Source organism: Streptomyces sp. CA-179760 (assembly GCF_050937045.1).
Taxonomy (GTDB): Bacteria; Actinomycetota; Actinomycetes; order Streptomycetales; family Streptomycetaceae; genus Streptomyces.
Genome location: NZ_JBNJLZ010000001.1, coordinates 5,028,504 through 5,053,753 on the forward strand (window position 1 = coordinate 5,028,504; position 25,250 = coordinate 5,053,753).

The 25,250-nt window shown below is 72.5% G+C and carries 16 protein-coding genes and 3 pseudogenes; 15 read left to right on the forward strand and 4 right to left on the reverse strand.

Going from position 1 to position 25,250, the window contains the following annotated elements:
- Positions 1-16 precede the first annotated feature (16 nt).
- The 10 genes and pseudogenes from ACQEV8_RS22725 to ACQEV8_RS22770 all read left to right on the forward strand — a co-directional run bounded on the left by ACQEV8_RS22725 (position 17) and on the right by ACQEV8_RS22770 (position 15,008).
- Positions 17-1,309: a wax ester/triacylglycerol synthase domain-containing protein gene (locus ACQEV8_RS22725; protein WP_432962961.1), complete on the forward strand. Its 1,293-nt coding sequence runs from the start codon at positions 17-19 to the stop codon at positions 1,307-1,309.
- A 125-nt stretch (positions 1,310-1,434) separates the two neighbouring features.
- Positions 1,435-2,889, forward strand: a complete 1,455-nt coding sequence (locus ACQEV8_RS22730) for an MFS transporter (protein ID WP_432972911.1) — start codon at positions 1,435-1,437, stop codon at positions 2,887-2,889.
- Positions 2,890-2,984: 95 nt separating this feature from the next.
- Positions 2,985-4,379, forward strand: coding sequence for an NAD(P)/FAD-dependent oxidoreductase (locus ACQEV8_RS22735; protein ID WP_432962964.1), 1,395 nt, complete (start codon positions 2,985-2,987; stop codon positions 4,377-4,379).
- 62 nt (positions 4,380-4,441) lie between these two features.
- Positions 4,442-5,959 (forward strand): acyltransferase domain-containing protein, encoded by a 1,518-nt coding sequence (locus tag ACQEV8_RS22740; protein WP_432962967.1) that lies wholly within the window; start codon positions 4,442-4,444, stop codon positions 5,957-5,959.
- Positions 5,960-6,022: 63 nt separating this feature from the next.
- Positions 6,023-6,712, forward strand: a pseudogene (locus ACQEV8_RS22745) (SDR family oxidoreductase); the annotation flags it as partial.
- A gap of 131 nt (positions 6,713-6,843) precedes the next feature.
- Positions 6,844-9,087 (forward strand): annotated as a pseudogene (locus ACQEV8_RS22750) (beta-ketoacyl synthase N-terminal-like domain-containing protein); the annotation flags it as partial.
- Between the two features lie 1,421 nt (positions 9,088-10,508).
- Positions 10,509-11,825, forward strand: coding sequence for an SDR family NAD(P)-dependent oxidoreductase (locus ACQEV8_RS22755; protein WP_432962970.1), 1,317 nt, complete (start codon positions 10,509-10,511; stop codon positions 11,823-11,825).
- On the forward strand, positions 11,768-12,013 hold the full coding sequence (locus tag ACQEV8_RS22760; protein WP_432962973.1) for a hypothetical protein: 246 nt from the start codon (positions 11,768-11,770) through the stop codon (positions 12,011-12,013). The genes ACQEV8_RS22755 and ACQEV8_RS22760 overlap by 58 nt, the downstream gene beginning before the upstream one ends.
- Before the next feature lie 103 nt (positions 12,014-12,116).
- Entirely contained in the window at positions 12,117-14,561 is a 2,445-nt protein-coding gene (locus ACQEV8_RS22765; protein WP_432962976.1) for a KR domain-containing protein, read from the forward strand.
- Positions 14,562-14,588: 27 nt separating this feature from the next.
- A complete protein-coding gene (locus tag ACQEV8_RS22770; protein WP_382491709.1) occupies positions 14,589-15,008 on the forward strand; it encodes an ester cyclase in 420 nt (139 codons plus the stop codon).
- A gap of 59 nt (positions 15,009-15,067) precedes the next feature.
- Here ACQEV8_RS22770 and ACQEV8_RS22775 read toward each other — a convergent pair whose 3' ends face one another.
- The gene (locus ACQEV8_RS22775; RefSeq protein ID WP_432962979.1) at positions 15,068-15,547 is read right to left on the reverse strand and encodes a nuclear transport factor 2 family protein; all 480 of its coding nucleotides are present in this window, start codon (positions 15,545-15,547) and stop codon (positions 15,068-15,070) included.
- Between the two features lie 39 nt (positions 15,548-15,586).
- On the opposite strand from ACQEV8_RS22775, the gene ACQEV8_RS22780 reads away from it, so the two are divergent.
- Positions 15,587-16,546: an SDR family NAD(P)-dependent oxidoreductase gene (locus ACQEV8_RS22780; RefSeq protein WP_432962982.1), complete on the forward strand. Its 960-nt coding sequence runs from the start codon at positions 15,587-15,589 to the stop codon at positions 16,544-16,546.
- Positions 16,543-18,012: a cytochrome P450 gene (locus tag ACQEV8_RS22785; protein WP_432962985.1), complete on the forward strand. Its 1,470-nt coding sequence runs from the start codon at positions 16,543-16,545 to the stop codon at positions 18,010-18,012. The genes ACQEV8_RS22780 and ACQEV8_RS22785 overlap by 4 nt, the downstream gene beginning before the upstream one ends.
- Positions 18,013-18,033: 21 nt before the next feature.
- On the opposite strand, the gene ACQEV8_RS22790 is transcribed toward ACQEV8_RS22785, so the two are convergent.
- Positions 18,034-18,693 (reverse strand): TetR/AcrR family transcriptional regulator, encoded by a 660-nt coding sequence (locus ACQEV8_RS22790; RefSeq protein ID WP_432962988.1) that lies wholly within the window; start codon positions 18,691-18,693, stop codon positions 18,034-18,036.
- 161 nt (positions 18,694-18,854) lie between these two features.
- Here ACQEV8_RS22790 and ACQEV8_RS22795 point away from each other — a divergent pair, with 161 nt between their 5' ends.
- From ACQEV8_RS22795 to ACQEV8_RS22805, 3 genes and pseudogenes are all read left to right on the forward strand, one after another.
- On the forward strand, positions 18,855-19,625 hold the full coding sequence (locus ACQEV8_RS22795; RefSeq protein ID WP_432962991.1) for an SDR family NAD(P)-dependent oxidoreductase: 771 nt from the start codon (positions 18,855-18,857) through the stop codon (positions 19,623-19,625).
- 49 nt (positions 19,626-19,674) lie between these two features.
- Positions 19,675-21,479: pseudogene (locus ACQEV8_RS22800) on the forward strand (flavin-containing monooxygenase).
- A gap of 32 nt (positions 21,480-21,511) precedes the next feature.
- Positions 21,512-23,095, forward strand: a complete 1,584-nt coding sequence (locus ACQEV8_RS22805) for a PQQ-binding-like beta-propeller repeat protein (protein WP_432972915.1) — start codon at positions 21,512-21,514, stop codon at positions 23,093-23,095.
- Between the two features lie 88 nt (positions 23,096-23,183).
- On the opposite strand, the gene ACQEV8_RS22810 is transcribed toward ACQEV8_RS22805, so the two are convergent.
- Together ACQEV8_RS22810 and ACQEV8_RS22815 are read right to left on the reverse strand one after the other, a co-directional pair.
- The gene (locus ACQEV8_RS22810) at positions 23,184-24,620 is read right to left on the reverse strand and encodes a DEAD/DEAH box helicase (protein ID WP_432962994.1); all 1,437 of its coding nucleotides are present in this window, start codon (positions 24,618-24,620) and stop codon (positions 23,184-23,186) included.
- A 353-nt stretch (positions 24,621-24,973) separates the two neighbouring features.
- On the reverse strand, positions 24,974-25,177 hold the full coding sequence (locus tag ACQEV8_RS22815) for a cold-shock protein (protein WP_003991681.1): 204 nt from the start codon (positions 25,175-25,177) through the stop codon (positions 24,974-24,976).
- Positions 25,178-25,250: the final 73 nt, after the last annotated feature.

Consider the following 25,250-nt stretch of genomic DNA (forward strand, 5'->3'; position numbering starts at 1 on the left):
CAGGGGAGCCGAGCGCATGAACCACCGACTCAACCCGATCGACGAGGTCTTCCTCGCCATGGGATCCAGGGGATCCAGGGGATCCCGCGCATCCGTGGCGGAGGAAGCCGGCCTGACCCACGGACAGTTCCTCCGGTTCCAGGGCAGCCCGCCGCCCCTGAGCGACCTGTACGACCTTCTCAAGCTTCGGTTGCCGGTGCTCCCGGGGCTGACCCACCGCATGACACCGGGCCCCGGAGGCCCCCGGCGCGAGCCGGATCCGGGCTTCGATCCGGCGGCGCATCTGCGCGAGGAGGAGTTCCTGCCGGGAACGCCCCTCGACACGGTCCTGACCGCCCTGGCCCGGGAGCCGCTGCCGGACAGCGCCCCGCTGTGGTCGATGCACCTCGTGCACGGATGGGCCGACGGCGAGTTCGCGGTCTGCTTCCGGGTCCACCACAGCGCCGAGGACGGCATGGGCGCCTCCCACATCGTCTCCTCGCTGTTCGGCGACCCCGGCCTGGAGGACGGCAAGCGGCGTTCGTCGGGTGTGCGGCCGCTCCTCAGCGGTTCCGCCGGCGAACTGGCCCGGGGCACGGTGAGCGTGGGCAGCGGACTGGCCCGCGCCCTGCTGCCCGCCCAGCCCTGGCCGAGGGTGCCCAGGCCCTGCGCGGAACGCCTCGGCGTGGCCTCGGCCGATGCGACCTGGAACGAACTGCGGGAGCTGAGCCACCGGTTCGGCGCCACCCTCAACGACGCGTTCCTGATGACCCTGTGGAAGGCGGTCGACGACTGGGCGGCCGGCGGCGACGAGGAGATCCGGGCGCGCTTTCGCACGGCACCGGTCCCGGTCCGGATGCCGCTCAGCACCCGCGTGCCCGGCGAGGACGCCCTCGTCGGCAACCACCTCACCACCGCGGTCGTCAACCTGCCCGAGCCGGGCACGCCGTTCGACGTCGCCTTCGGGCAACTCGCCGAGCGGACCCGGCGGATGCGCGCCCACGGCCTGCGACCGGCCAGCAGGGTCCTGGTCGGGATCCTGCCCGCGCCGGTGACCCGGTGGACGGTACGGCGCCTGCTCAGCCCGCACGCCTCCCCGCTGTACGCCTCCAACTTCAGCCTGCCCACGGCGCTGTCCTTCGGCGGCGCCCCCGCCGTCGACGCGACCCCGATCGGCGTCCTGCTGCCGGGCAACGCCCTGTCCGTGACGCTGCTCTCCTACGGGCAAAGGGTCCGGGTCGGCTTCCTGTACGACCGCGCCCTGCCCGACGCGTGGCGGCTGGCCGGCCTGTGGCGCGAGGCGCTGGACACCCTGTCCGTCTCCGCCTGACTGATCTGCCCCCATCACCCGAAAACACGTCCCGTACGTCCGACGAAGGATCTCCTGTGCCCGGTTGGCCCCCTTCCCGTGGAAACGCAGTGTCGACGCTGATCGTGAGCGCCCTCGCGGTGTTCATGGCCGCGTTGGACAACCTCGTGGTGATCACCGCGCTGCCCGCCATCCAGAAGTCCCTGGGAACCGATCTCCAGGAACTGGAATGGACGGTGAACGCCTACACCCTGTCCTTCGCCGTCTTTCTGATGGGCGGCTCCGCCGCGGGCGACCGCTTCGGACGCCGGCGGATGTTCCTGATCGGTCTCACGGTGTTCACGGCCGCGTCGGCGGGCTGTGCGCTGGCCGGCTCGCCCGGGGAGCTGATCGCCGCCCGGGCCGTGCAGGGCTTCGGCGCGGCCATCGTCATGCCGCTGACCCTGACGCTGCTGACCGAGGCGGTCTCCGAGCGGCGGCGCGGCATCGCCCTCGGAGTGTGGGGCGCGCTCAGCGGACTGGCCGTGGCGCTCGGCCCGCTGATCGGCGGGGCCGTCGTGGAGAAGATCTCCTGGGAGTGGATCTTCTGGGTCAATGTGCCGATCGGCGCCGCCGTGCTGCTGCTCGGCGTGTGGCAGCTGGCCGAGAGCAAGCAGGCCGGAGCCCGGCTCGACATCGTCGGCACCGTCCTGGTCAGCCTCGGCATGCTCGGCGTGGTCTTCGGGCTGGTGAGCACCACCAACGACGGCTGGACCAGCGCCAAGGTGCTCGGCTCCCTGATCGCCGGGCTCGTGCTGCTCGTGGCGTTCGTGCTGTGGGAACTGCGCGCCCGCACGCCGATGTTGCCGATGCGGCTGTTCGCCAACCGGGCCTTCAGCGCCGTCAACGTCACCAGCATGCTGATGTTCGCGGCCATGTTCGGACTGGTCTTCCTGCTCACCCAGTTCATGCAGAACATCCAGGGCTTCTCGCCGCTGGAGGCGGGTGTGCGGATGCTCGCGTGGACGGCGATGCCCGTGGTGATCGCCCCGCTCGCGTCCTTCCTGACCGCCTGGATCGGCAACCGGCTCGTGGTGGCGCTGGGGCTGCTGGCCGAGGCCGTCGCGCTCGGCTGGCTCGCTTCGGTGACCGAGGTGCACACCGAGTACACCGACCAGGTGCCCGGCCTGGTGCTGGGCGGCATCGGGCTCGGACTGTTCTTCGCGCCGACCGCCGAGATGGCGATGAACGTCGTCAAGCCGCGCGAGCAGGGCATCGCCTCCGGCGCCAACAACACCTTCCGCGAACTCGGCGGTGTCCTCGGCGTCGCGGTCCTCACCTCGATCTTCACCTCCTACGGCGGCTACGGCACCCCGCAGCAGTTCGTCGACGGGCTGGTGCCCGCGACCTGGGCCGGGGCCGGATTCGCCGCGCTGGGCGTGCTGGCGATGCTCGCCGCGCCGCGCCGCTCCCAGCAGAGCCGGCCGGTCGAGGCGGCCCCGGGCTCCTCCGCCCGCGGAACCGACGCGAACGCGTCCGGCGAGGCCGGCGGGTCTTCCGAGGCCGGCGGGTCGCACGAGCGGGAGAAGAGCGGGGCCGGCAGCGCCACGCGGCGGCGATGACGTACGAGTGATTCGGCCGATCCGAGTGATTGGGCCGATCCGAGCGATCCGAGCGATCCGAGCGATTCGGACGACACGGCGACTGGGGACCTGAGATGTACGACGTCATCGTGGTCGGGGCACGCATCAGCGGAGCCGCCACGGCCATGCTCCTGTCGAGGGCCGGACACAAGGTCCTCCTCCTCGACCGCGCCGTCTTCCCCGGCGGGAAGGCCGCCGCGACCAACCTGGTGCACCCGCCCGGCATCCTCCGGCTCAAGCGCTGGGGGCTGCTGGAGCAGCTGAAGGCCACGGGCTGCCCGCCGATCCGCGAGTACGGTCTGCAGAGCGGCCGGGCCCGGCTGATGGCCCCGCTGCCCGCCGCCGACGAGGTCGACGAGGCGTACTCCCCGGACCGGGCCGCCCTGGACCGGATCCTGCTGGACGCCGCGATCGCGTCCGGCGCGGAGTTCCGCGAGGGCTTCTCCGTGCGGGACCTGTGCACCGACGAGGCCGGCACCGTCACCGGCGTCCGGGGACAGACCGAGGACGGCACCGCGGTGACCGAGCACGCCCGGCTCGTGGTGGGCGGCGACGGCTCCAACTCCACCGTCGCCCGCCTGACCGGCGCCGAGAAGTACGGCGCCCGGCCCGTCCTCAACAAGAGCCACTGGGCGTACTGGGAGGGCCTGCCGCACGACGGCCGGGTCCGCACCCACCGGCACGCCCGCAAGCACACCTTCACCTGGCCCACCCACGACGGCCTGACGATCGTCGGAGTCGCCCAGCCCACCGGGGACTTCAAGGCCGGTGCCCAGGAAGAACGCGACCGGACGGTCATCGATGCCTTCGAGGCCGTCGACCCCGAGTGGGCCGCCGCCCTGCGCGACACCCGGCGCACCGGCCGCTGGATGACCGGATCCGTGCCCAACTTCCTGCGCCGCTCCCACGGCCCCGGCTGGGCCCTGGTCGGCGACGCCGGCTACACCCGCGACCCCATCACCGCCGCCGGCATCAGCGACAGCCTGCGCGGCGCCGAACTCCTGGCGGACGCCGTCGACACCGCGTGGTCGCGGCAGGGCGGCGCCGGACTGCCCGAGGCGCTCGCCCGCTACGGCAGGCGGCGGGACGACCTGGTCAGGGGCCACTACCGGTACACCTGCGACCACGCCGCGATCGCCGATCACAGCCCCGAGGAGGTCGAGTTCATCGAGGCGATGAGCCGCAGCGCCACACACGGCCGCGACATGGTCGGTGTCTTCGCCACCATCGTGGACCCCGCGCGGTTCTACTCCGCAGCCAACATGCACGCCCTGCTGGACCATGTGGCCCCCGGCCCGGACACCAGCTGGAAGGTGCGCATGGTGCGCTGGCTGGTGCGCGGGGCACCACGGCACATCCCCCCGGCCCGCCGGGCCGGCGACCGGCTGATCGCCGGGAACCTCGGCTCCATGGGCCAGTACCTGCTGGACAGCACCCGGCAGCGGCCGGCCGAGCCCGCGCCCGTCTAGCGGGCCCGTAGCGGTCGACCGGCCACCTCCTTCAACACACGTGCGAGAAAGGGAAGTCAGTCATGCCCGAAAACACCTCCACCGCCTTCCTCCTGCCCGGCCAGGGCGGCTTCGACGGCGCCGCGCTGCGGCGGGCCGACGCCACCCACCCCCAGGTCCGGCGAGTCTTCGAACGCCTCGACGCCGAGACCGAGAAGCTGTTCTCCCGCCGTATCAGCGACCTCGTCCTCGGCCCCGGTGAGTCCGACCTGCGCGACCTGCTCGCCCGGGACTCCTGGATGTCCCAGGTCGCCATCTACGGCGCCGGCCTCGCCGCCCACGAGATCCTCACCGACCACGGCGTCCGCCCGGACGTGCTCGCGGGACACAGCCTCGGCGAGATCACCGCTCTCGTCGCGGCCGGTGCCTTCTCGGTGGAGGACGGGGTGCGGATCGTCGCGCAGCGCGTCGCGGTCATCGAACGCCACGACGGGATCGACGGCCGCATGGTAGCCCTGTCCGCCGGGGCGGACCGGGTGCGGATGCTGCTGGGGCTGCTGGACGAGCCGCTGCTGGCGGTCGCCACCGAGAACCACGACGAGCAGACCGTGGTCAGCGGACCCGACGCCGTCCTGGACCAGGTGACGGCCATCGCGGCGCAACTCGGCATCGGCGCGATCGAGATCGACGCGCCCTTCCCCTTCCACACCCCGGCCCTCGCCCCCGCCGCACCCGAGTTCGAGGCGTACGTCCGCACGCTGGAGCAGCACCCGCTGCGCGGGCGCGTGTACTCGCCGATCCTTCAGCGCCACTACGAGCCCGGCGAGCCGCTCGCGGGCCGCCTCGCGGACCACTTCGTCCAGCCGGTGCGGTTCGGGGCGGCGGTGCGCCGGCTGCACGGCGACGGTGTCACCACGTTCGTCGAGGCGGGCGGACGCCCCGCGCTGTCCAAGCTGGTGGCACGGCTGACACGCGGCTCGGACGTCCGCTCCCTGGCGACCCTCGCCCTCGACGACGGCGATCGGCTCGCCCTGGACAGCACGCTCCGCGACCTGCGCGCGGCGGGCCTGGCCGACCCGGGGCCGGAGGGCTCGGGCCTCGCCGAACTGCTCGCCCCGTCCGTCCCGTCCGACGTCTTCGACGCGTACTGGAAGGCGCACGGGCACGAGGTCAGGGAGCGGATCCGGACGGATCTGCGGGCCTTCGGGGGCGGGGAGGAGCAGCCGCAGCCGGAGCAGCGGCGGGAGCCGGAGCAGGCCGAGAAGCCCGAGTCCGAGCCCGAGCGGGCCCCGGCCCCCGCCGCCTCCGCGCCCGCGAACGCCGCCCTCGACCGGGACGAGGTGTTCGCCGAACTGCGGACCCTGTACGCACAGGCGCTGGAGTACCCGGAGGAGGTTTTCGAGGCCGGGGTGCAGCTGGAGGCGGAACTCGGCGTCGACTCCGTCAAGCAGGTGGAGCTGCTGTCGCGGGTGTCGCAGCGCTACGGACTGCCGCCGCGCGAGGCCGACTTCCGGCTGGACCCCTACAACACGCTCGACACCATCGCCGACTTCGTGATCGCGGAGCTGGACCGGCTCGCCGAGCGCCAGCCGGTCGGCTGAACCGGACCCGGCCACGGTCCCGATCACCGCCCGACGCACCTCTGGAAGAAGGACACGTACTTCATGAGCGACCTCACCGGCAAGGTGGCGCTGGTAACCGGCGGGTCGAGGGGGATAGGAAAGGCCATCGCGCGGGATCTCGCCACGCGCGGCGCCGACATCGTCCTCAACTACTTCCACTCGCACGACCAGGCCAAGCAGACCCGCGACGAGCTCGTAGCGGAAGGCGCCCGGGTCGACCTCGTACGGGCCTCGGTGGCCCGGCAGGAACAGGTCGACCGGATGTTCCAGGAGATCGACGAGCTGCACGGACGGCTCGACATCCTCGTCAACAACGCGGCGAACGGCGCCCTGCTGCCGCCGGACGAGGTCACCGAGACGCACCTGGACAAGGCGATCGAGACCAACTACAAGGGCGGGCTGCGCTGTGCCCGGGCCGCCGCGCCGCTCATGGCGCGGGGCGGCGGCGGCTCCATCGTCACCGTCTCCGCGCTCGGCGGCTCCCAGATGGTGATGGCCAACTACTCGGCGTGCGCCCCGGCGAAGGCCGCCGCGGAGGCCGCCTCCCGGTATCTCGCCGTGGAGCTGGCGCCGTCGGGCATCCGCGTCAACATCGCCTCCGCCGCCATGCTGAGCAGCGAGGTGGCGGACAAGTTCCCCGACGCCGGACCGATGCGGGACGTCATCGAACGGGCCACACCGTGGGGACGGCTCGGCAGCCCCGAGGAGTTCGCCGCGCTCGTCTCCTTCCTGGCCTCCGACGACGCCCGCTGGATCACGGGGCAGGTCGTCCTCGCGGACGGCGGCCTCACGCTGGGGCGGCCCTGCTCTCGCCGCCGCGGCAACCCGCGGAGCAGCCGGTGGAGCAGCCCGCGGAGCACTCGGTGGCGGAGCCCGGGGAATCCGCCGAGTCCGGGGAATCCGCCGAGTCCGGGGAACTCGCCGAGTCCGGGGAATCCGCCGAGTCCGGGGAATCCGCCGAGTCCGGGGAACTCGCCGAGTCCGGGGAATCCGCCGAGTCCGGGGAATCCGCCGAGCCCGGGGAATCCGCCGAGCCCGGGGAACTCGCCGAGTCCGGGGAATTCGCCGAGTCCGGTGACGACGCCATCGCCGTCGTCGGCATGGGCATGGCCGTCGCCGGTGCCAACAGCCCCGAGGAGTTCTGGAAGCTGCGGACGACCGGGGACGAGCTGTTCGTCAAGGTCCCCCGGGACCGCTGGCGGCACGACAGCTTCCATTCGGCGGACCTGGCCGCCGAGGACAAGGCGTACGCCGAACAGTGCGTGTTCATCACCGACTTCGAGGCCGCCGACGGCGCCCTCGCGGGCATGCCCGGCGGACCCGGTGAGCAGGAACACACCACCCAGTGGCTGCGCCACAGCCTGGTGCAGGCGCTCGACGGCGTCAGCCGCCGGGACGACGACCGGTGCTCCTTCGTGATCGGCTACACCCCGGACGGCAGCCAGCACCTGGAAGAGGCCGGCGTCCTGCAGAGCGCGACCCGCCTGACGCACGGCATCGTCGACGACCTCGGCCTGCCCGACGAGGAGCGGGACAAGCTGCGCGACGGCATCGACCGCACCCTCACCGAGCGGTACTGGCGCGGCGCGGACTCCCCGTCCCGCTTCCTGCCCCACCGGGTCGGCGAGGTGGCCATGGACGGCGTCCTGCCGGCGTCCACCGAACTCCACATGGTCGACACCGCGTGCTCCTCGTCCCTGTACGCCGTCGACATCGCGGCCAAGGGCCTGCTCATGGGCAAGCAGGACATCGCCGTGTGCGGCGGGGCGTTCGCGCTGGCGCCGCGCGGCACCGTGCTGTTCTCCAAGCTCCAGGGCCTGTCGAAGCGGGGCACCGTCAACGCCCTCGACGAGAGCGCCGACGGCGTGATCTTCGCGGACGGCGCGGCCCTGGTCGTCCTCAAGCGGCTGAGCAGGGCCCGCCAGGACGGCGACGAGGTGCTCGGGGTGCTGAGGGCCTTCGGCTCGTCCTCCGATGGCAAGGGCAAGGCGATCTACGCCCCGAACGCCGCCGGGCAGGGCCTCGCCGTGCAGCGGGCCCTGGAGGGCGGCGAGGTCGACAGCGCCGACGTGCGGTGGATCAACGCGCACGCGACCGGTACGCCCGCCGGTGACCTGGAGGAGTTCACCACGCTGCGGGAGCACTTCGGCACCTCCGTGCCGACGGCCGTCACCTCCAACAAGTCGCTGCTCGGCCACACCGGCTGGGCCGCGGGCGTCGTCTCGCTCATCGAGAACCTGAAGGGCCTGGAGCAGGACACCATCCCGGGGCAGTACCGTCTCGACACGCCCCGGGCCGACTTCCGGCTGGACGACACCGGCCTGGAGGTCACCTCGCGGCCGAGGCCCTGGACGGCCGACGGGGAGCGGCCCCGGCTGGCGGCGGTGTCCGGGTTCGGCTTCGGCGGTACGAACGCCCATCTCATCGTCTCCGAGGACCGTGCCGCCGCCGAACCCGAGCAGGCGCGGACCCCCACGACCAAGGCACCGGCGGCCGACAGCCGGGTGGCCCTCGTGGGATGGTCGGCGCATCTGCCCGGACTGGAGGGACGGGGGGACGTGACGCGCTGGCTGGAGGGCGGCGACGGGCCGCTCGACAGCTTCGGGGCGGACTATCCGGTACCGCCGTTCAACCGGGTCCGGCTGCCCCCGAAGACGATCCGCGCGCTGGACCGGTGCCAGCTGATGATCCTGGAGTGCGCGCACGAACTGCGCGACCTGATGCCGGACTTCTGGTCGGAACGGGCCGCGAAGACCGGGGTGTTCGTCGGGCACATGGGGCCGACGAGGGCGGCGATGCACTACGCCGACCGCTGCTACCTGGACGACGTCGGGGAAGCCCTCGCCGCGTCGCCCCCGGCCGGGTCCGCCGAGGTGCCGCGCGTGCTGGAGCGGCTGCGCGAACAGGTGCGGTCGATGATCCCGGAGTCCAACGAGGACTCCTTCCCCGGCCAGATGCCCAACATCATCTCCGCCCGGGTCGCGAACTACTTCGACCTCAACGGCGCCAACATGACCGTGGACTCGGGATTCGCCTCCGCTCTGTCGTCCCTCACCCTGGCGAGCCGCTATCTGCGCACCGGGGAGCTGGACTTCGCCCTGGCCGGCGGCATCAACGGCAACAGCCTGCCCGAGTACCGCTCCCTCATCGGCGACCTGCTCCCCGACGAGGGGACGGAACTCGCCGAGGGTGCCTTCCTGTTCGCCCTGACGACGGAGGAGCGGGCCCGCAGCGCCGGACTGACCGTGCTCGCCTACGTCGACGAGACCGTGGAGGAGACGCCCGCGCGCGATCCCGTCCGGTGCGGCCCCGACGCCCCGGAGAACGCCCGCTACCTGGGCGCGTCCGGCGGTCTGGCCGTCCTGCGTGCCCTGCACGGACCGGCGGGCCGGGCGACCGTGTCCGGCACCGGTGACGCCGACAGGCCGGGAGCGAGCCTCCGCCTGACGATCCCGGGCACCACGGACGTCACCCCCGGCACTCCGCCCGCCCTCCTGCGCGCGCCCTTCCGCTCCACCACCCACACCGAGGCCGGCGACCCGCTGAGCGTGAGCCGCTTCGTGCCGGTGCTGGAGGAGACGCCCGCGAAGGCGGTGCGGGAGAAGGTGCCGTTCCTGCCGGACGGGGCCGTGGTCGTCACGGACGCCCCCGATCTGGTGGCCCGGGCCGCCGGTCCGGAGACCCGGCTCACGGTGCTGTCCACCACGCCGTTCGACGCCCAGGGCCGCCCCGGCTGGCACCACCTGCCCCGGGTCACTCAGGAAACGGTCCGCGAGGCACTGTCGGGCACCGGGCCGGTCACGCGTCTGCGGGTGCTGAGCGACCTCGCCCGCGCGGTATCGCCGTACGCCGACGCCGCCCTCGCCTCGGACGCCACATCGCCCCTGACGGCCCTGCACGACGCCGTGTACCTGGCCGTCCAGCAGGCCTACGACGATCTGGCCCGGTCCGGTGCCGATCTGACGATGCTGCTGCTCGGCGCCGTACGGGACGGTGTCCCGCACCCCTGCTCGGGCCTCTTCACCGGCCTGCTGAAGAGTGCGGGCCTGGAGCTGACCGAGGCCGGCAGCCTCGCGTACCTCACCTCCGGGACGGACGTGACGGCGGCGGTCCGCGGCGTCGAGGAGGAGAGCCGGGCCGAGCGGGACTTCCCCGTGGTCGTGGAGAGCGGCGGAGCACGCCATGTCCACCGGCTGCGCGAGGAACCGGTCGAGGTCGCGCAGGAGACGCCCGCCGCGCTGGACAGGGACTCGGTGATCGTGGTGGCCGGGGGACCCGGGGCATCACCGCGGAGGTGGCCAAGGCCCTCGCCAGGGAGTTCGGCCCGCGCATCCACGTCCTCGGCAGCAACGACCTCGACGCCTACCCGGCGTCCGTCTTCGAGGGCACCGACGAGGAGTTCGCCGCGGGCCGGGCGAAGTACATCACCGCCGAACTCCGCGAGGGCGGCGGCCGTAGCGTCGCGAGCATCACCAAGGACTTCGACCGGATGCTCAACGCCCGCGAGGCCCGCGGGAACCTGCGCGAGATGGCGGAGCACAGCGGCACCGAGCGCGTCACCTACCGCGCCTGTGACATGCGCGACGGCGCCGACGTCGAGAAGGCCCTCGGCGAGATCCTTCGGGCGGACGGACGGGTCGATCTGCTCGTCAACGCCGCCGGGCTCCAGCGTTCGGCGCTCATCAAGGACAAGGACTTCGCGGAGTTCACCGCCATCCGGGATCTGAAGGTGGCGTCGTACCGGAACCTGAAGTACGCGCTGCGCGACGCCCCGCCGCGGCTGTGGTGCAACTTCGGTTCGCTGCTGGGCTGGTTCGGGCAGCTCGGCGAGGCGGACTACGCCGCCGCCAACGACTTCCTGGGCACGGCGGCCGGTCACGCGGCGGCCACCTCGGACCACCCGGAGGTCACCATCGGCTGGACGCTGTGGGCGGGCGTCGGCATGGGCGCCGGGGAGTTGACGAAGGCGTACTACGAACGGGCCGGCTCCTACAGCAGCATGCCGGTGCCCGAGGGCGTCCACCACTTCGTGCAGGAACTGCACGCGCCCGTCCGGCGCCCCTCGGTCGTGCACCTCGGCGAAGCGGAGAAGGCCACGGTGGAGAAGTTCTACCCCGGTTATCTCGCCCAGGCGCCGGCGGAGCGGCCCGGGGAGCCTGGGGAGCCCAGGGAGCACGGCGGGTTCTTCCTGCGACGCGAGGTGTCCTCGGACGGTCGCTCGGCGGAGTTCGAGTGCCCCTTCGACCTGCGCACGGACGGCTATCTGGAACACCACACCGTGCGCGGCGAACCCACGCTGCCCGGCACGTTCGTGACCGAGCTGGCGGCCGAGGCGGCCCGTCGCCTCGTGCCGGGCCGGCACGTGGTCGCCTTCGAGGACGTGACGTTCGAGCACTTCCTGCGGGTGTACCGCGACCTCCCCACGGCACCGAAGCGCATCACGGCCGAGGTCGTCGAGGAGGAGGGGGAGACCACCGTCGTCCAGGTCCGGGTCCTGGAGGACGTGGTGGCGCCCAGCGGCGTCGTACTCGTCAAGGACAGGCCGCACTTCACGGCCCGCGTGCTCCTGGCGGACGCGTATCCGCACGCCCCGCGCTGGGACGCCTGGGACCACGCGGACGACTCCCCCGTCCCCGACCCGTACCACCAGCCGGGCTCCCCGGTCCGGCTGAGCGGACCGTTCGTCTCGACGAGCGGCACCGCCGTCCACCCCCGGGGCAAGCGGGCCCGCTACGACCTCTCCCTCCCCCGGACGAACCGCACTGGCAGGGGTTCTCCGTGCCGTGCGTGCTGCTGGACGGACTGGCCCGGGTCGGGGTGCTGGACCTGGTGGACGACCGGCTGATCCCGGTCGCCGCGCCCCTGTCGATCCGCCGTATCGACCTCTACGAGGAGGCGAACGACCACACCCTGTCCAGCGGCCCCGACCGCATCGGCCTGTACGCCACACCCCCGGGTTCGGCCTGGCCGCCGAGCGGGCCGAGAACCGGTTCGTCGCGGCCCGGCCCGACGGCCGGATGGTCCTGCAGATGAAGGACCTGCGCGCGGCCCTGATCGGCTACGTCGATGCCCGCACGGGCGAGTCCGTCCCCGCCGACGCGGCCTGACCGGCCCGACCAGGAAGGAACACCCACCCATGCAGACGTCCCCGCCCGGGGCGGAGCCCGAGGACCCGTCGGTGCAGCCGACCACCCGGATGGTGTGGCGCCCGGCCGCCCTGCCACCCCTCACCGGCGTGGCACCCGGCCTGTCCGGCATGCGGGTCCTGCTGCTCGCCTGCGACGATCCGACCGCCGACCGGGTCGCACACGAACTGACCACACACGGCGCCCACGTACACCGCCACACCCCCACCACCCGGCCGGCCCTCGGTGGTGACGGTCCCCTCGACGCGATCGTCGATCTCACGGTGACCGGCGTCTCGCCCGAGGACGGCGTGGCCGATCTGGCCCACGCCTGGCGTGAGCCCCTGTTGCGGACCGTCGGCGCGCTGCGCGGGCAGTACGACGACTGGTCGGGGGAGACCTCCGCCCGGCGGTTGTTCTACCTGGCCGTCACCTGTCTCGGCGGGGGCATGGGCCATCACCCCGACGACGACCTGGCGCAGCCGCTGGGCGGCATCTGGGCGGGCCTGGCCAAGACGCTGCACCGGGAGTTCCCCAACTGCAACGCCCGGGTCGTCGACGTCGGGCCGTCCTCCCTCGACGACCTGCCCGGCGTCGTCGCGAGCGAGCTGGGCCGGCCGGGGGAGATCGAGGTCGGCCACCGCGAGGGCCGGCGGCTGACCCTGTCGCCCGCCGCCCGGCCCGTCGGCCCGCCCGCGCTGGACCTGGGCGAGGGCGACTGCGTCCTGATCTCGGGCGGCGGCCGGGGCATCGGCTGGGAACTGGCCCGTACGCTCGCCGAACGGCACGGCACGCGGGTCCTGGTGACCGGCCGGGAGCCCTTCCCCTCCGAGGGCGAACCCTGGTTCGGCGTGGACGAGGCGGAGCTGAAGGAGTACGAGAAGCGGCTGTGGTCGGGCAGTGGCCGGGGACGCCCGCTGCCCGAGATCCGCCGGGACATCGCCCGCGTCCGCCGCCTGTGGGAACTCGCCCGCAACGTCACCGCCGCACAGAAGCGCGGACTGCGCATCGAGTACGTGCGCTGCGACTTCACCGACCCGGAGCAGGTGCGGGACCTGGTGCGGCGGGAGGGCGACGCGCTCACCGGCGTCGTGCACAACGCGGGCGTGGACCACGCGGCCCGGCTGCCCAAGAAGTCCGACGACGACATCCTGCGGACGGTGGGGACGAAGATCGGCAGTTTCCTCCACCTCTTCGGCGAACTCGAGGGCAGCGGGCTCAAGTTCTTCTGCAACGTGGGCTCGCTCACCGGGCGGCTGGGCGGCATGGTCGGACAGCTGGAGTACGCGGCGGCGAACGAGGGCCTGGCCCGGCTCGGCCGGTGGGCCGAGCGCCGGGCGGACTTCCCGGTGATGACGCTCGCCTGGCCGACCTGGGACCGTATCGGCCTCATCGCCAACTTCGCGGCGACCCGCCGCTACATGGCCCCGCTCGGCGTCGCCGACGGACTCGCCAAGTGGCAGGACGAGCTGCTGGCCGGCTCCACCGGCGAGATCACCTTCGTGGGGCCGCTCGGCGACGCGATCGACCCCGGCCAGGCCACCGGTTACCCGGTCGTGCCCGACCTGCCGGGACACCCCGAGGTCTACCCGAAGATCCACCACCTCGGAGAGGTGACCTCCTACGAGCCGCACACCCGCCTGGTGTCGAGGGTCCGGTTCGACCGGGACACCACGCCGGTCCTGACGGACTTCCTGGTGGACGGCGCCGAGGCGGTCCCGGTGAGCCTGCTCCTGGAGAGCGCGCTGCGGGGCGCGGAGTGGATCGTGCCCCCGGACTTCCCGGAGCTGGAGGCCGACTGCCTGGAGGACATCGTCGTCCCCTGGGACCTGATGAAGCTCCACGGCCCGGCGACGGTCCTGGAGCGCGAGGTCCGGGGCGCCTATGAGGGGCGTTCCTGGACCGTGGAGGTCCGCTTCCGGCGGCCGGGCGGACCGGAGACCCCGGGCGGACCGGAAGCCCCGGGCGGACCGGAGGCCCCGGCCACCGAGGCGAGGGTCCGCCTCCGCTACGCGTCCGGGGAGACCCGCTCGCCCGCCCCGCCGCGCAGCGGCATCACCCCGATGACGACCTGGCGTTCGGGGCCCGAGCGGTTGCGCTGGCGGTCCTCGGTGGTGCCCCGCGCGCGCTGGACCCGGGGCGAGCGGGGCCGCTGGGAGGGCCGGGTACGCCCCTGCGCGCCCGGCGACCTGTGGGCGACACCCGCCGCCCCGCGCACCGCCCTCGCGGTGTCCGCGCTGGAGAACGTGGTGCGGCTGTGCGCGCGGCAGGGACCGGGGCTCTCGGTCGCGGTGGACCCGCTGACCGTCGGCCGCGTCACCCCGCACGACCCCGAGGACGGCGACTCCCTCATCGAGGGGGACCCCGTCCTCGGCACCTGGAAAGTGAAGAACGCCTCGACCGGCGCCCGAGTCATGACGCTGACCGGATTCGAGGGCCCGGTCCCGGCCGGCTGAATTCCCGCAGAAAAGGAGCGCGAGAAAATGTCCGACACCCTGAAGAACAAGGCCGTTCTGGAGCGCTACTACGAGGAGTGCCTCAACAAGGGAAACCTCGACGTCATCTACGAGGGCGCGGCCCCCGACCACATCAGTCACGGCACCGCCCCGAACAGCGAGGAGGGCGTGGAGCACCTGAAGGAATGGGTGCGGATCCAGCGCGCATCCTTCCCCGATCTGCATGTCACGGTGGACGACTGGATCCTGGAGGGCGACAAGGTCGTCAGCCGGTTCACCGCGCGGGGAACCCATACCGGTGAACCGTACGAGGGGATTCCGGCGCAGGGGCGTGAATTCGCCGTTCCGGGAATCGTCATCGACGCGTTCCGGGACGGGGTGATCGTGGAAAGCTGGTTCTCGCTCGACGCGTTCGACCTCGCGAAGCAGCTGGGCGCCTTCGGCTGACCACGCGGCGGCCCCCGGCGCCCCGGGCGAGGGGCGCCGGGGGCCGGCCGGGGCCGTCGTCACACGGCTCGGGCCGCCCGCGCGGACGCGTCCGTGATGGGCTCGGCATGGGCCTCGGCGTTGCCGGAGGCGGCGATGCGGTCCAGGGCCCGCTGCAGGACGACGGTGTCCTCCAAGGTGTGGATCTCTGTGATGCGCCCCCACTTGAGATACATGAACTGCGTCATCACGTTGTCGTAGCGGGAGCCGTCCGGCAGCGGGCCGCCGATCCGGACGCGGGTGGCGACCTTCGTCAGCCAGGGGCCGCCGGAAATGATGATCTCCAGAGGCTCGAACTCCGCGTCGGGAATGAGGCGGAAGACCCGCTGCCACCACAGGCTCATGGATTCGACGGTATGCCGCTCACCGGAGAGCGCGTGCTCCCCGTAGAAAACATAAGTGAATTCCGGTGCGAGCGTGTCCACCATGGACTGCCAATTGCCGGAGTTGATGTCGGAAAACGCCTTGCGCAGCTTCGCTGCCACGATCCGGTGATACATATCCGCCTCCTTTCCGAAATGCCCCGCCCGAAACGAAAGATGAGGGAGACCTTGCCCACCGAGACCTTGCCCACCGATACCTCGCCCACCGAACCGAGCCCGGTACTGATCACGGGCTGCTCATCCGGGATCGGCCGTGCCTGCGCCCTCAGGATGCACCGCGCGGGAATGACCGTGTACGCCACCGCACGCAGGCCCGAGATGCTCGTCCCGCTGGCCGCCGAGGGCATCCGCACCCTGCGGCTCGACGTCACCGACGAGGACGGCATGCGCGCGGCCGTCGACGCCGTCGAGGCCGAGCACGGGTCGGTGGGCACGCTCGTGAACAGCGCGGGGTTCGCCGCCTCCGGTGTCGTGGAGGAGGTCGGACTGCCCGAGATGCGGCGGCAGTTCGAGACGAACGTGTTCGGACTGGCCCGCCTCAGCCAGCTGGTCCTGCCCGGGATGCGGGCCGCCGGGCGGGGCACCGTCGTCAACATCTCCTCGATCTTCGGCCGTTACGCGGTCCCCGGCGGCGGCTTCTACCAGGCGTCCAAGCACGCCGTCGAGGCGCTGAGCGACGCGCTGCGGCTGGAGACGGCCGGCTTCGGCGTCAAGGTCGTCGTCATCGAGCCGGGGCCGGTGCGCACCACCGGCTTCGGGGCGACGTACGTGGACAACCTGCCCTCCGTCAGCCCGGTCTACGACGATTTCCGGCAGCGCACCGCCGAGTACTTCGAGGCCATCTACACCGGCAGCCGCCGCACCCTGGCGGGCACCTTCGCCGTCCAGGCCGACGACGTCGCCCGCGTCGTGACCCGCGCGGCCCGCACCCGGCGCCCCCGCGCCCGCTACACCGTCGGCTTCCTCGCCCGGAGCACCATCGCGCTGCGCCGCCTGGCCCCGGACATGGTCTTCGACCACCTCTTCGTACGGCGCGCGTTCCCGGTGCCGCGCGGCGGCCCCCGGCGCACGGCGCCCCTGACCCGAACCGCTCCCGCAGCCAAGGACGTCCGATGAACACCCTCACCGCCACCCGTACCCCTGCCACCACCCGCACCGCCCCCGGCCCGAAGGGCGCGCCCGTCCTCGGCAGTCTCGGCCCCTGGCGCCGCAACACCGCCGAGTTCCTGCTGGGCCTGCAGCGCGACCACGGCGAGCTGGTCCGCATGCGGCTCGGGCCGATGACGGTCCACCAGGCCACCAGCCCCGACTCGGTCCGCAGGGTGCTGGTGGAGAACAACGCCAACTATGTGCGCGGGCCGCTGTACGAGCAGTTCGGCGTGGTCATGGGCAAGGGTCTGCTGACCACGGACGGCGAGTTCTGGCGCGGGCACCGCCGGGCGGTGCAGCCGGTGTTCCTGAAGAACGCGGTCACCGACATCGTCCCCAACATCGTCGAGGCGACGAACGAGATGCTCGACGAGTGGGAGGCGAGGGCCGCGCGCGACGAACCGGTGGACCTGATGGCCGAGATGCTGCGGCTCACCCTGGTAACCCTCAGCCGCTCGCTGTTCGCCTACGACATCAAGCCCGACTCGCCCGCGCTGAAGCGGATCGTCGACGACGTGGTGGAGGTGATGTTCCGGCGGGGCACCCCGTCCGAGATGCTGCCGTCCTGGCTGCCGACCGCACGCAACCGCAAGATCGCGAACATCCACCAGGTCTTCGACAAGGTCGTCGCGGACGTCCGGGAGAACTACGCGCGCACCGGAGAGGGTCCGCTGATCGCCCTGATGGAGCAGGCCGAGGACCCGGCGACCGGGGAGCCGTGGACCGACCGGCAGCTGCGGGACGAACTGCTCACCATCTATCTGGCGGGCCACGAGACCACGGCCGTCTCCCTCTGCTGGACGCTGCTGTCGATCGCCAACCACCCGCAGGTGCAGGAGGAGCTGGACGAGGAGATCGGCCGCGAACTGGGCGGCGCCACCCCCGACGCGGACAGCGCGGCCGGGCTGACGTACACGCGCATGGTGGTGGACGAGAGCCTGCGGATGTACCCGCCGATCTGGATCTTCCCGCGGGCGGCCGTCGGCGCCGACACCCTCGACGGCTACGAGATCGAGGCCGGCTCGTCGATCCTGCTCTCGCCGCTCGCCTCGCACCACAACCCGCGCCACTGGGACAACCCGGTGGCCTTCGACCCCTACCGCTTCACCCCGCAGGCCGTGCGGGAGCGCCCGCGCATGGCGTACTTCCCCTTCGGGGCGGGCCCGCGGCAGTGCGTCGGCAACGCCATGGCGCTGCTCGAACTGCGGATCATCGTGGCGATGATCAACCAGCGCTTCAAGCTCAACCTCGTGCCCGGCGCCGCCCTGGGCTACGGCTCTCCCGTCATCTCCCTGCGGCCCCTGCGGGACGTGATGGTCCGTCTGCGCTCACGCGAGCACAAGCCGCACACCGTGACCCCGGTGACATCCGACGCCACCACCGCGTCACCCACCGGGGGCCCGACGTGCCCCCACGGCGCGGGGGGTGCCTAGCCGCCCGGGGCGGCGGGCGCCTCAGCGGCCGGCGCGGCGCGCCGTTCCGGCCGGCAGCGGGGGCTGCGCCTCGATGACATGGGCGGCCATGCGCAGGACGCCGGTGATGGTCCTCCCGAGGGAGCGGGCATCGGCGGGGTCGGCGCGCAGGGCCCAGTCCTCCACGCCGACGCGCAGCGCGGTGTTCAGAAGGCCCGCCTCCATTCGGACGGCGAGGTCGTCGGCGGGCCGGTCGGTGCGGTCGGCGATCAGCGCGGCGAACGCGGCCTCCGCGTCGTAGTGCGCCTCCAGCCAGACGGCCCGCAGCCCCGGCTCGTCCCGGCACAGCCGTACGAGATCGCGCAGCTCCGGCGCGCGCGGGCCGGAGCCGTCGGCGGGCTTGAGGGCCAGGATCGCCTCGGCGAGTGAGCCCTCGCCGCGCCAGTCCCGCAGATGCTCCGCCAGCACCTCCAGGCCGGTGGTGAGCAGGGGGCGTACACACTCCTCCTTGGAGCGGAAGTACCGCCACAAGGTGCGCGTCGACACCCCCGACGCGGAGGCGATGTCCTCCGCCGTCACCGCCGCCACGCCCTGGGCGGCGAAGAGCCGGACCGCCTCCTCGGCGATCTCCATACGTGTCTCGGCGCGCCGCCGCTCCGTCAGCGGTGGCCGCCCGGTGGCGGCAGCTGCTCGTCCGGCCATGCGCCCTCCTCGACTTGCCGTGCTCACCCTATTTTACGTCGCGCCATGTCTTACTGGCGTGAAACGACCTAGTGGCACACCGAGCCTTTATGTCGCACTGAGACAAAAACAAGTACCGTGCCTCACGCCGCACCGGGCAACGCGACGAGCAGAGGAGCCACATGGGAGTCACGGGTCTGTCGGGCAAGAGCGTCATCGTCACCGGAGCCGCCTCCGGCATCGGCCGCGCCACCGCCCTGCGGTTCGCCGAGGAGGGAGCGAAGGTCGTGGCCGCCGACCTGAACGCGGAGGGCGTCAAGAGCGTCGTCGAAGCCATCGAGTCCGCGGGCGGAACGGCCGTCGCCGTCACGGGCGACCTCAGCGACGCCGCGGTGGCCGACGCGGTCGTGGCCGCCGCGACCGGCACCTTCGGCGGCATCGACGTCCTGGTCAACAACGCCGGCGTCATGGACAGCATGTCCGCCGCGGCGGACGTCACCGACGCCGAGTGGGAGCGGACGCTGCGGATCAATCTCACCGCCCCGTTCCTGCTGACCAGGGCCGCCCTGCCGCACATGATCGCCGCGGGCGGCGGCGCCATCGTCAACACCGCGTCAGAGGCGTCGCTGCGGGGCAGCGCGGCCGGGACGGCCTACACCGTCTCCAAGCACGGGGTCCTCGGCCTCACCCGCTCCCTCGCCGTGATGTACCGGGACCAGGGCATCCGCGCCAACGCCATAGCCCCGGGCGGCACGGCCACCGACATCACGGCCGATGTCCACATCGACCCGGAGGCCCACGGCCCGTCCGTCGTCGGCAGGCACTTCGTCAACATGGGCCGCATCTGCGCACCGGAGGAGCAGGCCGCCGCCATCGTCTACCTCGCCTCCGACGCGGCGAGCGGTGTCAACGGCGTCATCCTGCCGGTGGACAACGCCTGGGCAGCCGTCTGACCCCACCCGATCCCTCACCCACGGCATACCTCGAGAGGAAGAGGACCCCATGTCCACCCCCCACACCCCCGTGTCAGACCTGGACTTCGACCCGGACGCCCTGCGCGAGCGCTACCGCGCCGAGCGCGACCGGCGGATCCGCCCGGACGGCAACCGCCAGTACCGCCGTACCGCGGGCGAGTTCGGCCACTTCGACGAGGACCCGCACGCCGAGCCCGGCTTCACCCGGGAGCCCCTGCACGACCACGTCGAGGTGGTGGTCGTCGGCGGCGGATTCGGCGGTCTGCTCGCCGCCGCCCGGCTGCGCCAGGCGGGCCTGCGGGACATCCGGATCATCGAGAAGGGCGCCGACTTCGGCGGCACCTGGTACTGGAACCGGTACCCGGGGATCCACTGCGACATCGAGTCGTACGTCTACCTGCCCCTGCTGGAGGAGCTCGGCTACGTCCCCAAGTGGAAGTACGCGCCGGGCGAGGAGATCAGGGAGCACGCCGAGGCGATCGCACGGCACTTCGACCTCTACCGCGACGCCTGCCTGCGGACGCAGGTGAGCGAACTGCGCTGGGACGACGCCGAGTCCGTGTGGGTGATCGGCACCGACCGCGGCGACCGGATGACCGCCCGGCACGTCGTCGTGGCGACCGGCCTGCTCAGCCAGCCCAAACTGCCCGGGATCGAAGGCATCGAGACCTTCAAGGGGCACATGTTCCACACCAGCCGCTGGGACTACGACTACACCGGCGGCGACGCGAACGGCGGCCTGACGGGGCTCGCCGACAAGCGCGTGGCCCTCATCGGCACGGGCGCCACGGCCATCCAGGTCGTCCCGCACCTAGGCCGGGACGCGCGGCACCTCTACGTGTTCCAGCGCACACCGTCCTCCGTGGACGTACGGGGACAGCGCCCCACGGACCCCGACTGGGCCCGCTCGCTGAAGCCCGGCTGGACCCGGGAGCGCCGGGACAACTTCCTCGCGGTCGTCACGGGCGGCCGGGCCGAGGAGGACCTGGTCGCCGACGGCTGGACCAGCAGCGCCCGCCTCCAGCAGAAGCTCATCCCGACCAACAACTACGACGCCCTCACGCCCGAGGAGCGCGAACGCCTGGAGGAGATCGCCGACTTCCAGAAGATGAACGAGCTCCGGGCCCGGGTGGACAGCGTCGTCGAGGACCCGGCGACGGCCGGGAAGCTCAAGCCCTGGTACCGCTACATGTGCAAGCGGCCCACCTTCAGCGACCTGTACCTGGAGACCTTCAACCGGCCGAACGTCACCCTCGTGGACACGGCCGACCACGGGGGCGTCGAGCGCGTCACCGAGCACGCCGTCGTGGTCGGCGGGGTGGAGTACGAGGTGGACTGCGTCGTCTTCGGCACCGGCTTCGAGGTCGGCGTCTCCGGGCTGCTGTCCGGGCAGCTCCCCGCGTACGGCAGGGACGGCACCGCCCTGCTGGACTCCTGGCGGAAGACCGGCCCGAGGACCCTGCACGGCTTCTACAGCCGGGGTTTCCCCAACCTGTTCATGCTCGGCTCCGTGCAGAGCGCCAGCTCCGTGAACTACGTGCACGTCCTCGACGAACAGGCCACCCATGTCGCCGAGGTGATCGCCGAGGCGCACCGGCGCCAGGCCCCCTGTGTGGAGCCGACGGCAAAGGCGGAGGCCGCCTGGGGGACACGATCCGTCAGAAGTCGGCGGACCTGTACGCGTTCCAGTCCGAGTGCACCCCCGGCTACTACAACGCCGAGGGCATGCCCAGGCCCCGCAGCGAGTCCTACGGCGACGGCCCGGTCGCGTTCTACGAGCTGATCAGACGCTGGCGCGCGGAGGGCGGGATGGACGAGGTGCTGGGGTCGTGACAGGCGGTTCGAGCAGGTACGACGCGAGTGAGATGCGCAGCCCCGGCCGGCGGGCCACGCGCCTCAACCCGCCGAACCCGCTGTGGGGTTCCAACGGCGTGGCGTTCGGTCCGGACGGGCGGCTGTACGTCGCCCAGTTCCTCGCCGGGAAGATCAGCGCCGTGGACCCGGCCACCGGGGACGTCGAGGTCGTCGTCCCGATGGACAGCCCCGTCGAGTCGCCCGACGACCTGGCCTTCGGGGCGGACGGCTCGATGTACATCGCCGACCTGGTCCCGGGCCGGGTGTGGCGCCGCGGCCCCGAGGGCGAGTACACCCTCGTCTCCGAGGAGGTGAAGGTCCCCAACGGCATCACCTGCGTCGGCGACCGGCTCTTCGTCAACGAGATGAAGATGAACGGCCGGCTGCTGGAACTCTTCCCCGAAGGCGGCGACCCGGCCGTCCTCACCGACGGGCTGGCCTTCGGCAACGCGATGCAGCTGGGCCCGGACGGCTGCCTCTACTACCCGCACATGATCAGCGGGCAGGTCTGGCGCATCCCGCCCGACGGCGGGGTGCCCGAGATGGTCGCCGAGGACGTGCACGACCCGGTCGCGGTCCGCTTCGACCTGGGCGGCGTCCTCCACGTCCTCTCCCGCGGCCCCGAGGGCATCGTCACCCGCGTCGACCTGCACGGCACGGGCTCGCGCACGCTGGTCACCAGCGGGGTCACGGGCCTGGACAACGCCGCGTTCGACGCGGAGAACCGCATGTTCGTCTCCAGCTTCGCCAGCGGCGGCATCACGGAACTGCACGCCGACGGCCGCACCCGCCCGGTCGTGCCCCGCGGCCTGGACGGCCCTTACGGCGTGACGATCGACCTGGGCGGCACGGTGTACGCGGCCGACCACTACCGGCTGGCCCGCCCGGACCAACCCGACGAGGGCGGCTCGGGCGACGTCGCGACGGAGATCCTCCAGCCCTTCTTCCACGGCATCACGGCCGACGGCGGGCTCCTGCACACCACCTCGCAGTTCGGCACCGTCCAGACCTACGACCCCGCCGCCGGGACGACCCGGCTCAGGGCGACCGGCCTGAACCAGCCCCTGGGCATCGCGACCCGGGCCGACGGCGCCCTGGTCGTCGCCGAGACGGGCGCCGGCCGGGTCGTCGCCATCGACGGGACCGACACGGTCACCGTCCTCGCCGAGGGCCTGGACCACCCCGTGGACGTGGCCTTCGACGCCGAGCAGCGGTGCTACGTCAGCGACGACCGGCGCGGAGCGGTCCTGCGCGTCGAAGACGACGGCGGGGCGGTGCCGGTCGCGGAGGACCTCGGCGCACCCCAGGGACTCGCCTTCCACGACGGCGAACTCTTCACCGTGGACACCGAACACCGCCGACTGTGGTCGGTCTCCCCGGCGACGGGTGCCACCCGTGTCGAGGCCGAATCACTGGCGGTCGGCATCCCCCCGGGCACCGGCCCCCGCCCGGCTCCCGCGCTCTTCACTCACCAGGTCCCCGGCCTGGCCCACCGGTTCGCGGGCCTCACCGCGGCCCCGGACGGTTCCCTGCTGCTGTCCGCGAACGGGGAGGGCACGGTGGTGCGGCTGTCTCCGGCGCGGAGCGACACGTAGGGCACGTGGCGACACGCAGCGGCACGTGGCGACGTGAACGGGGCGGCACGTGGCGCGGATCGCGCTACGTGCCGCCCCGTGCGGCGGTTCAGCGGCGGCGGCCCCGGGAGGGCCTGTTGCGCCGGGGGCGCGGGGCGGCACCCGTGCGCGCCGGGCGGTTCTCGGCGGGCGGCGGGGTGAGGACGACGGGCACACCCGACGGCGCCTGGGCGCCGGTGATACGGCCCAGCTCCGCCTCGCCCGAGCGGACCCGGGTGATCCGCGGCGTGATGCCGGCGTCGGCCATCAGCCGGGCCGTCTCGCGCCGCTGGTGCGGCAGGACCAGCGTGACGACGGTGCCCGACTCGCCGGCCCGGGCGGTACGGCCGCCCCGGTGCAGATAGTCCTTGTGGTCGCCGGGCGGGTCCACGTTGACGACGAGGTCGAGGTTGTCGACGTGGATGCCGCGGGCGGCGACGTTGGTGGCCACCAGGACCGTGACCTCGCCGTCCTTGAACCGGGCCAGGGTCCGGGTGCGCTGGGACTGGGACTTCCCGCCGTGCAGGGCCGAGGCGCGCACCCCGACGGCGAGCAGCTTCTTGGCCAGCCGGTCGGCGGCGTGCTTGGTGTCCAGGAACATGATCACGCGTCCGTCGCGGGCGGCGATCTCCGTCGTGGTGGCGTGCTTGTCGTCGTCCTCCACGTGCAGCAGGTGATGCTCCATCGTGGTGACCGCGCCCGCGGACGGGTCGACCGAGTGGACCACCGGGTCGTGGAGGTAGGTGCGGACCAGACGGTCGACGTTGCGGTCCAGCGTGGCCGAGAACAGCAGCCGCTGCCCATCGGGGCGCACCTGGTCGAGAAGGGCCGTCACCTGCGGCATGAAGCCCATGTCGGTCATCTGGTCGGCCTCGTCCAGGACGGTGACCGAGACCCGGTCCAGCCGGCAGTCGCCGCGGTCTATGAGGTCCTTGAGCCGGCCGGGCGTCGCGACGACGACCTCGGCACCGCCGCGCAGCGCGCTCGCCTGGCGGCCGATCGACATCCCGCCGACCACCGTCGCGAGCCGCAGACGCAGCGCGCGGGCGTAGGGCGTGAGCGCGTCGGTGACCTGCTGGGCCAGTTCCCTGGTGGGCGTGAGGACGAGCGCCACCGGCTGCTTGGGCTCGGCCCGCTGCCCGTCGATACGGGCCAGCACGGCGAGACCGAAGGCGAGGGTCTTGCCCGACCCCGTGCGCCCGCGGCCCAGGACGTCACGCCCGGCCAGCGAGTTCGGCAGCGTCGCCGCCTGGATGGGGAACGGCTCCACCACGCCCTCGCCCCGCAGCGCGGTCAGCAGCCGCTCGGGCAGGTCGAGGTCGGCGAACGCCTCGACGGCGGGCAGTGCCGGGGTGATGGTGGCGGGCGGCGCGAACTCGCCGCCGGGCGCGGGACGGCGCCGCGGGTTGCCCCGTCCAGATCCGGCCGAACGAGAGGAGCTGTTCCGGCCACCCCCCGCCCTGCGGGAGTGGGACGAGCCGTTGTTCTTGCGAGCGGTGCGATCCAAGGGGATCCTTCCTCGATGCGGCACGTATCGGGGAATTCCGGGAGGTCAGACAGCCTCTGGGGGCCGCACCAGGATTCGCAAGAATGAGCCGGGTAGGGAATGAAACGTGCTAGGGCCTGTCTGATGGATCCCCGTCGTCCGCCCGAAGGGCGGGCTCCGCGGCGTCTGGCGCGTGCGATCGCAAGGCGCCGGAGCGCCCTCGCGGCGGAGCCACGTGGGCGGTTCGGCAACGCGGCGAGCGTGCGTGCCAGGCGTCGCGGAGCAGACGGGGATTCGTCAGACAGGCCCAAGGGCCCGCACCACATGGGTGCGGGCCCCGGTCACGTCGAACGCGTCAGCGTCAGGCGTCAGCGTCAGGCGGGAACGATGTTCTCGGCCTGCGGGCCCTTCTGGCCCTGCGTGACATCGAAGGTGACCTTCTGGCCTTCCTGAAGCTCACGGAAGCCGGAGGTGGCGATGTTCGAGTAGTGGGCGAAGACGTCCGGGCCGCCACCCTCCTGCTCGATGAAGCCGAAGCCCTTTTCCGAGTTGAACCACTTCACGGTGCCGGTAGCCATAATGAATCTCCCTTGAGGGCAGTAACCGAGATCCGCACTTTACGGACTCGGAGTCGCCGAAATGATCACCCTC

Bases quoted from the DNA above. Each gene is read 5' to 3' on its own strand.
- ACQEV8_RS22805 (WP_432972915.1), top strand. From the start codon at position 21,512: ATGCGCAGCCCCGGCCGGCGGGCCACGCGCCTCAACCCGCCGAACCCG.
- ACQEV8_RS22815 (WP_003991681.1), bottom strand. From the start codon at position 25,177: ATGGCTACCGGCACCGTGAAGTGGTTCAACTCGGAAAAGGGCTTCGGC.
- ACQEV8_RS22740 (WP_432962967.1), top strand. From the start codon at position 4,442: ATGCCCGAAAACACCTCCACCGCCTTCCTCCTGCCCGGCCAGGGCGGC.
- ACQEV8_RS22725 (WP_432962961.1), top strand. From the start codon at position 17: ATGAACCACCGACTCAACCCGATCGACGAGGTCTTCCTCGCCATGGGA.
- ACQEV8_RS22790 (WP_432962988.1), bottom strand. From the start codon at position 18,693: ATGGCCGGACGAGCAGCTGCCGCCACCGGGCGGCCACCGCTGACGGAG.
- ACQEV8_RS22765 (WP_432962976.1), top strand. From the start codon at position 12,117: ATGCAGACGTCCCCGCCCGGGGCGGAGCCCGAGGACCCGTCGGTGCAG.
- ACQEV8_RS22785 (WP_432962985.1), top strand. From the start codon at position 16,543: ATGAACACCCTCACCGCCACCCGTACCCCTGCCACCACCCGCACCGCC.
- ACQEV8_RS22755 (WP_432962970.1), top strand. From the start codon at position 10,509: ATGGCGGAGCACAGCGGCACCGAGCGCGTCACCTACCGCGCCTGTGAC.
- ACQEV8_RS22780 (WP_432962982.1), top strand. From the start codon at position 15,587: ATGAGGGAGACCTTGCCCACCGAGACCTTGCCCACCGATACCTCGCCC.
- ACQEV8_RS22775 (WP_432962979.1), bottom strand. From the start codon at position 15,547: ATGTATCACCGGATCGTGGCAGCGAAGCTGCGCAAGGCGTTTTCCGAC.
- ACQEV8_RS22735 (WP_432962964.1), top strand. From the start codon at position 2,985: ATGTACGACGTCATCGTGGTCGGGGCACGCATCAGCGGAGCCGCCACG.
- ACQEV8_RS22795 (WP_432962991.1), top strand. From the start codon at position 18,855: ATGGGAGTCACGGGTCTGTCGGGCAAGAGCGTCATCGTCACCGGAGCC.
- ACQEV8_RS22730 (WP_432972911.1), top strand. From the start codon at position 1,435: ATGGCCGCGTTGGACAACCTCGTGGTGATCACCGCGCTGCCCGCCATC.
- ACQEV8_RS22770 (WP_382491709.1), top strand. From the start codon at position 14,589: ATGTCCGACACCCTGAAGAACAAGGCCGTTCTGGAGCGCTACTACGAG.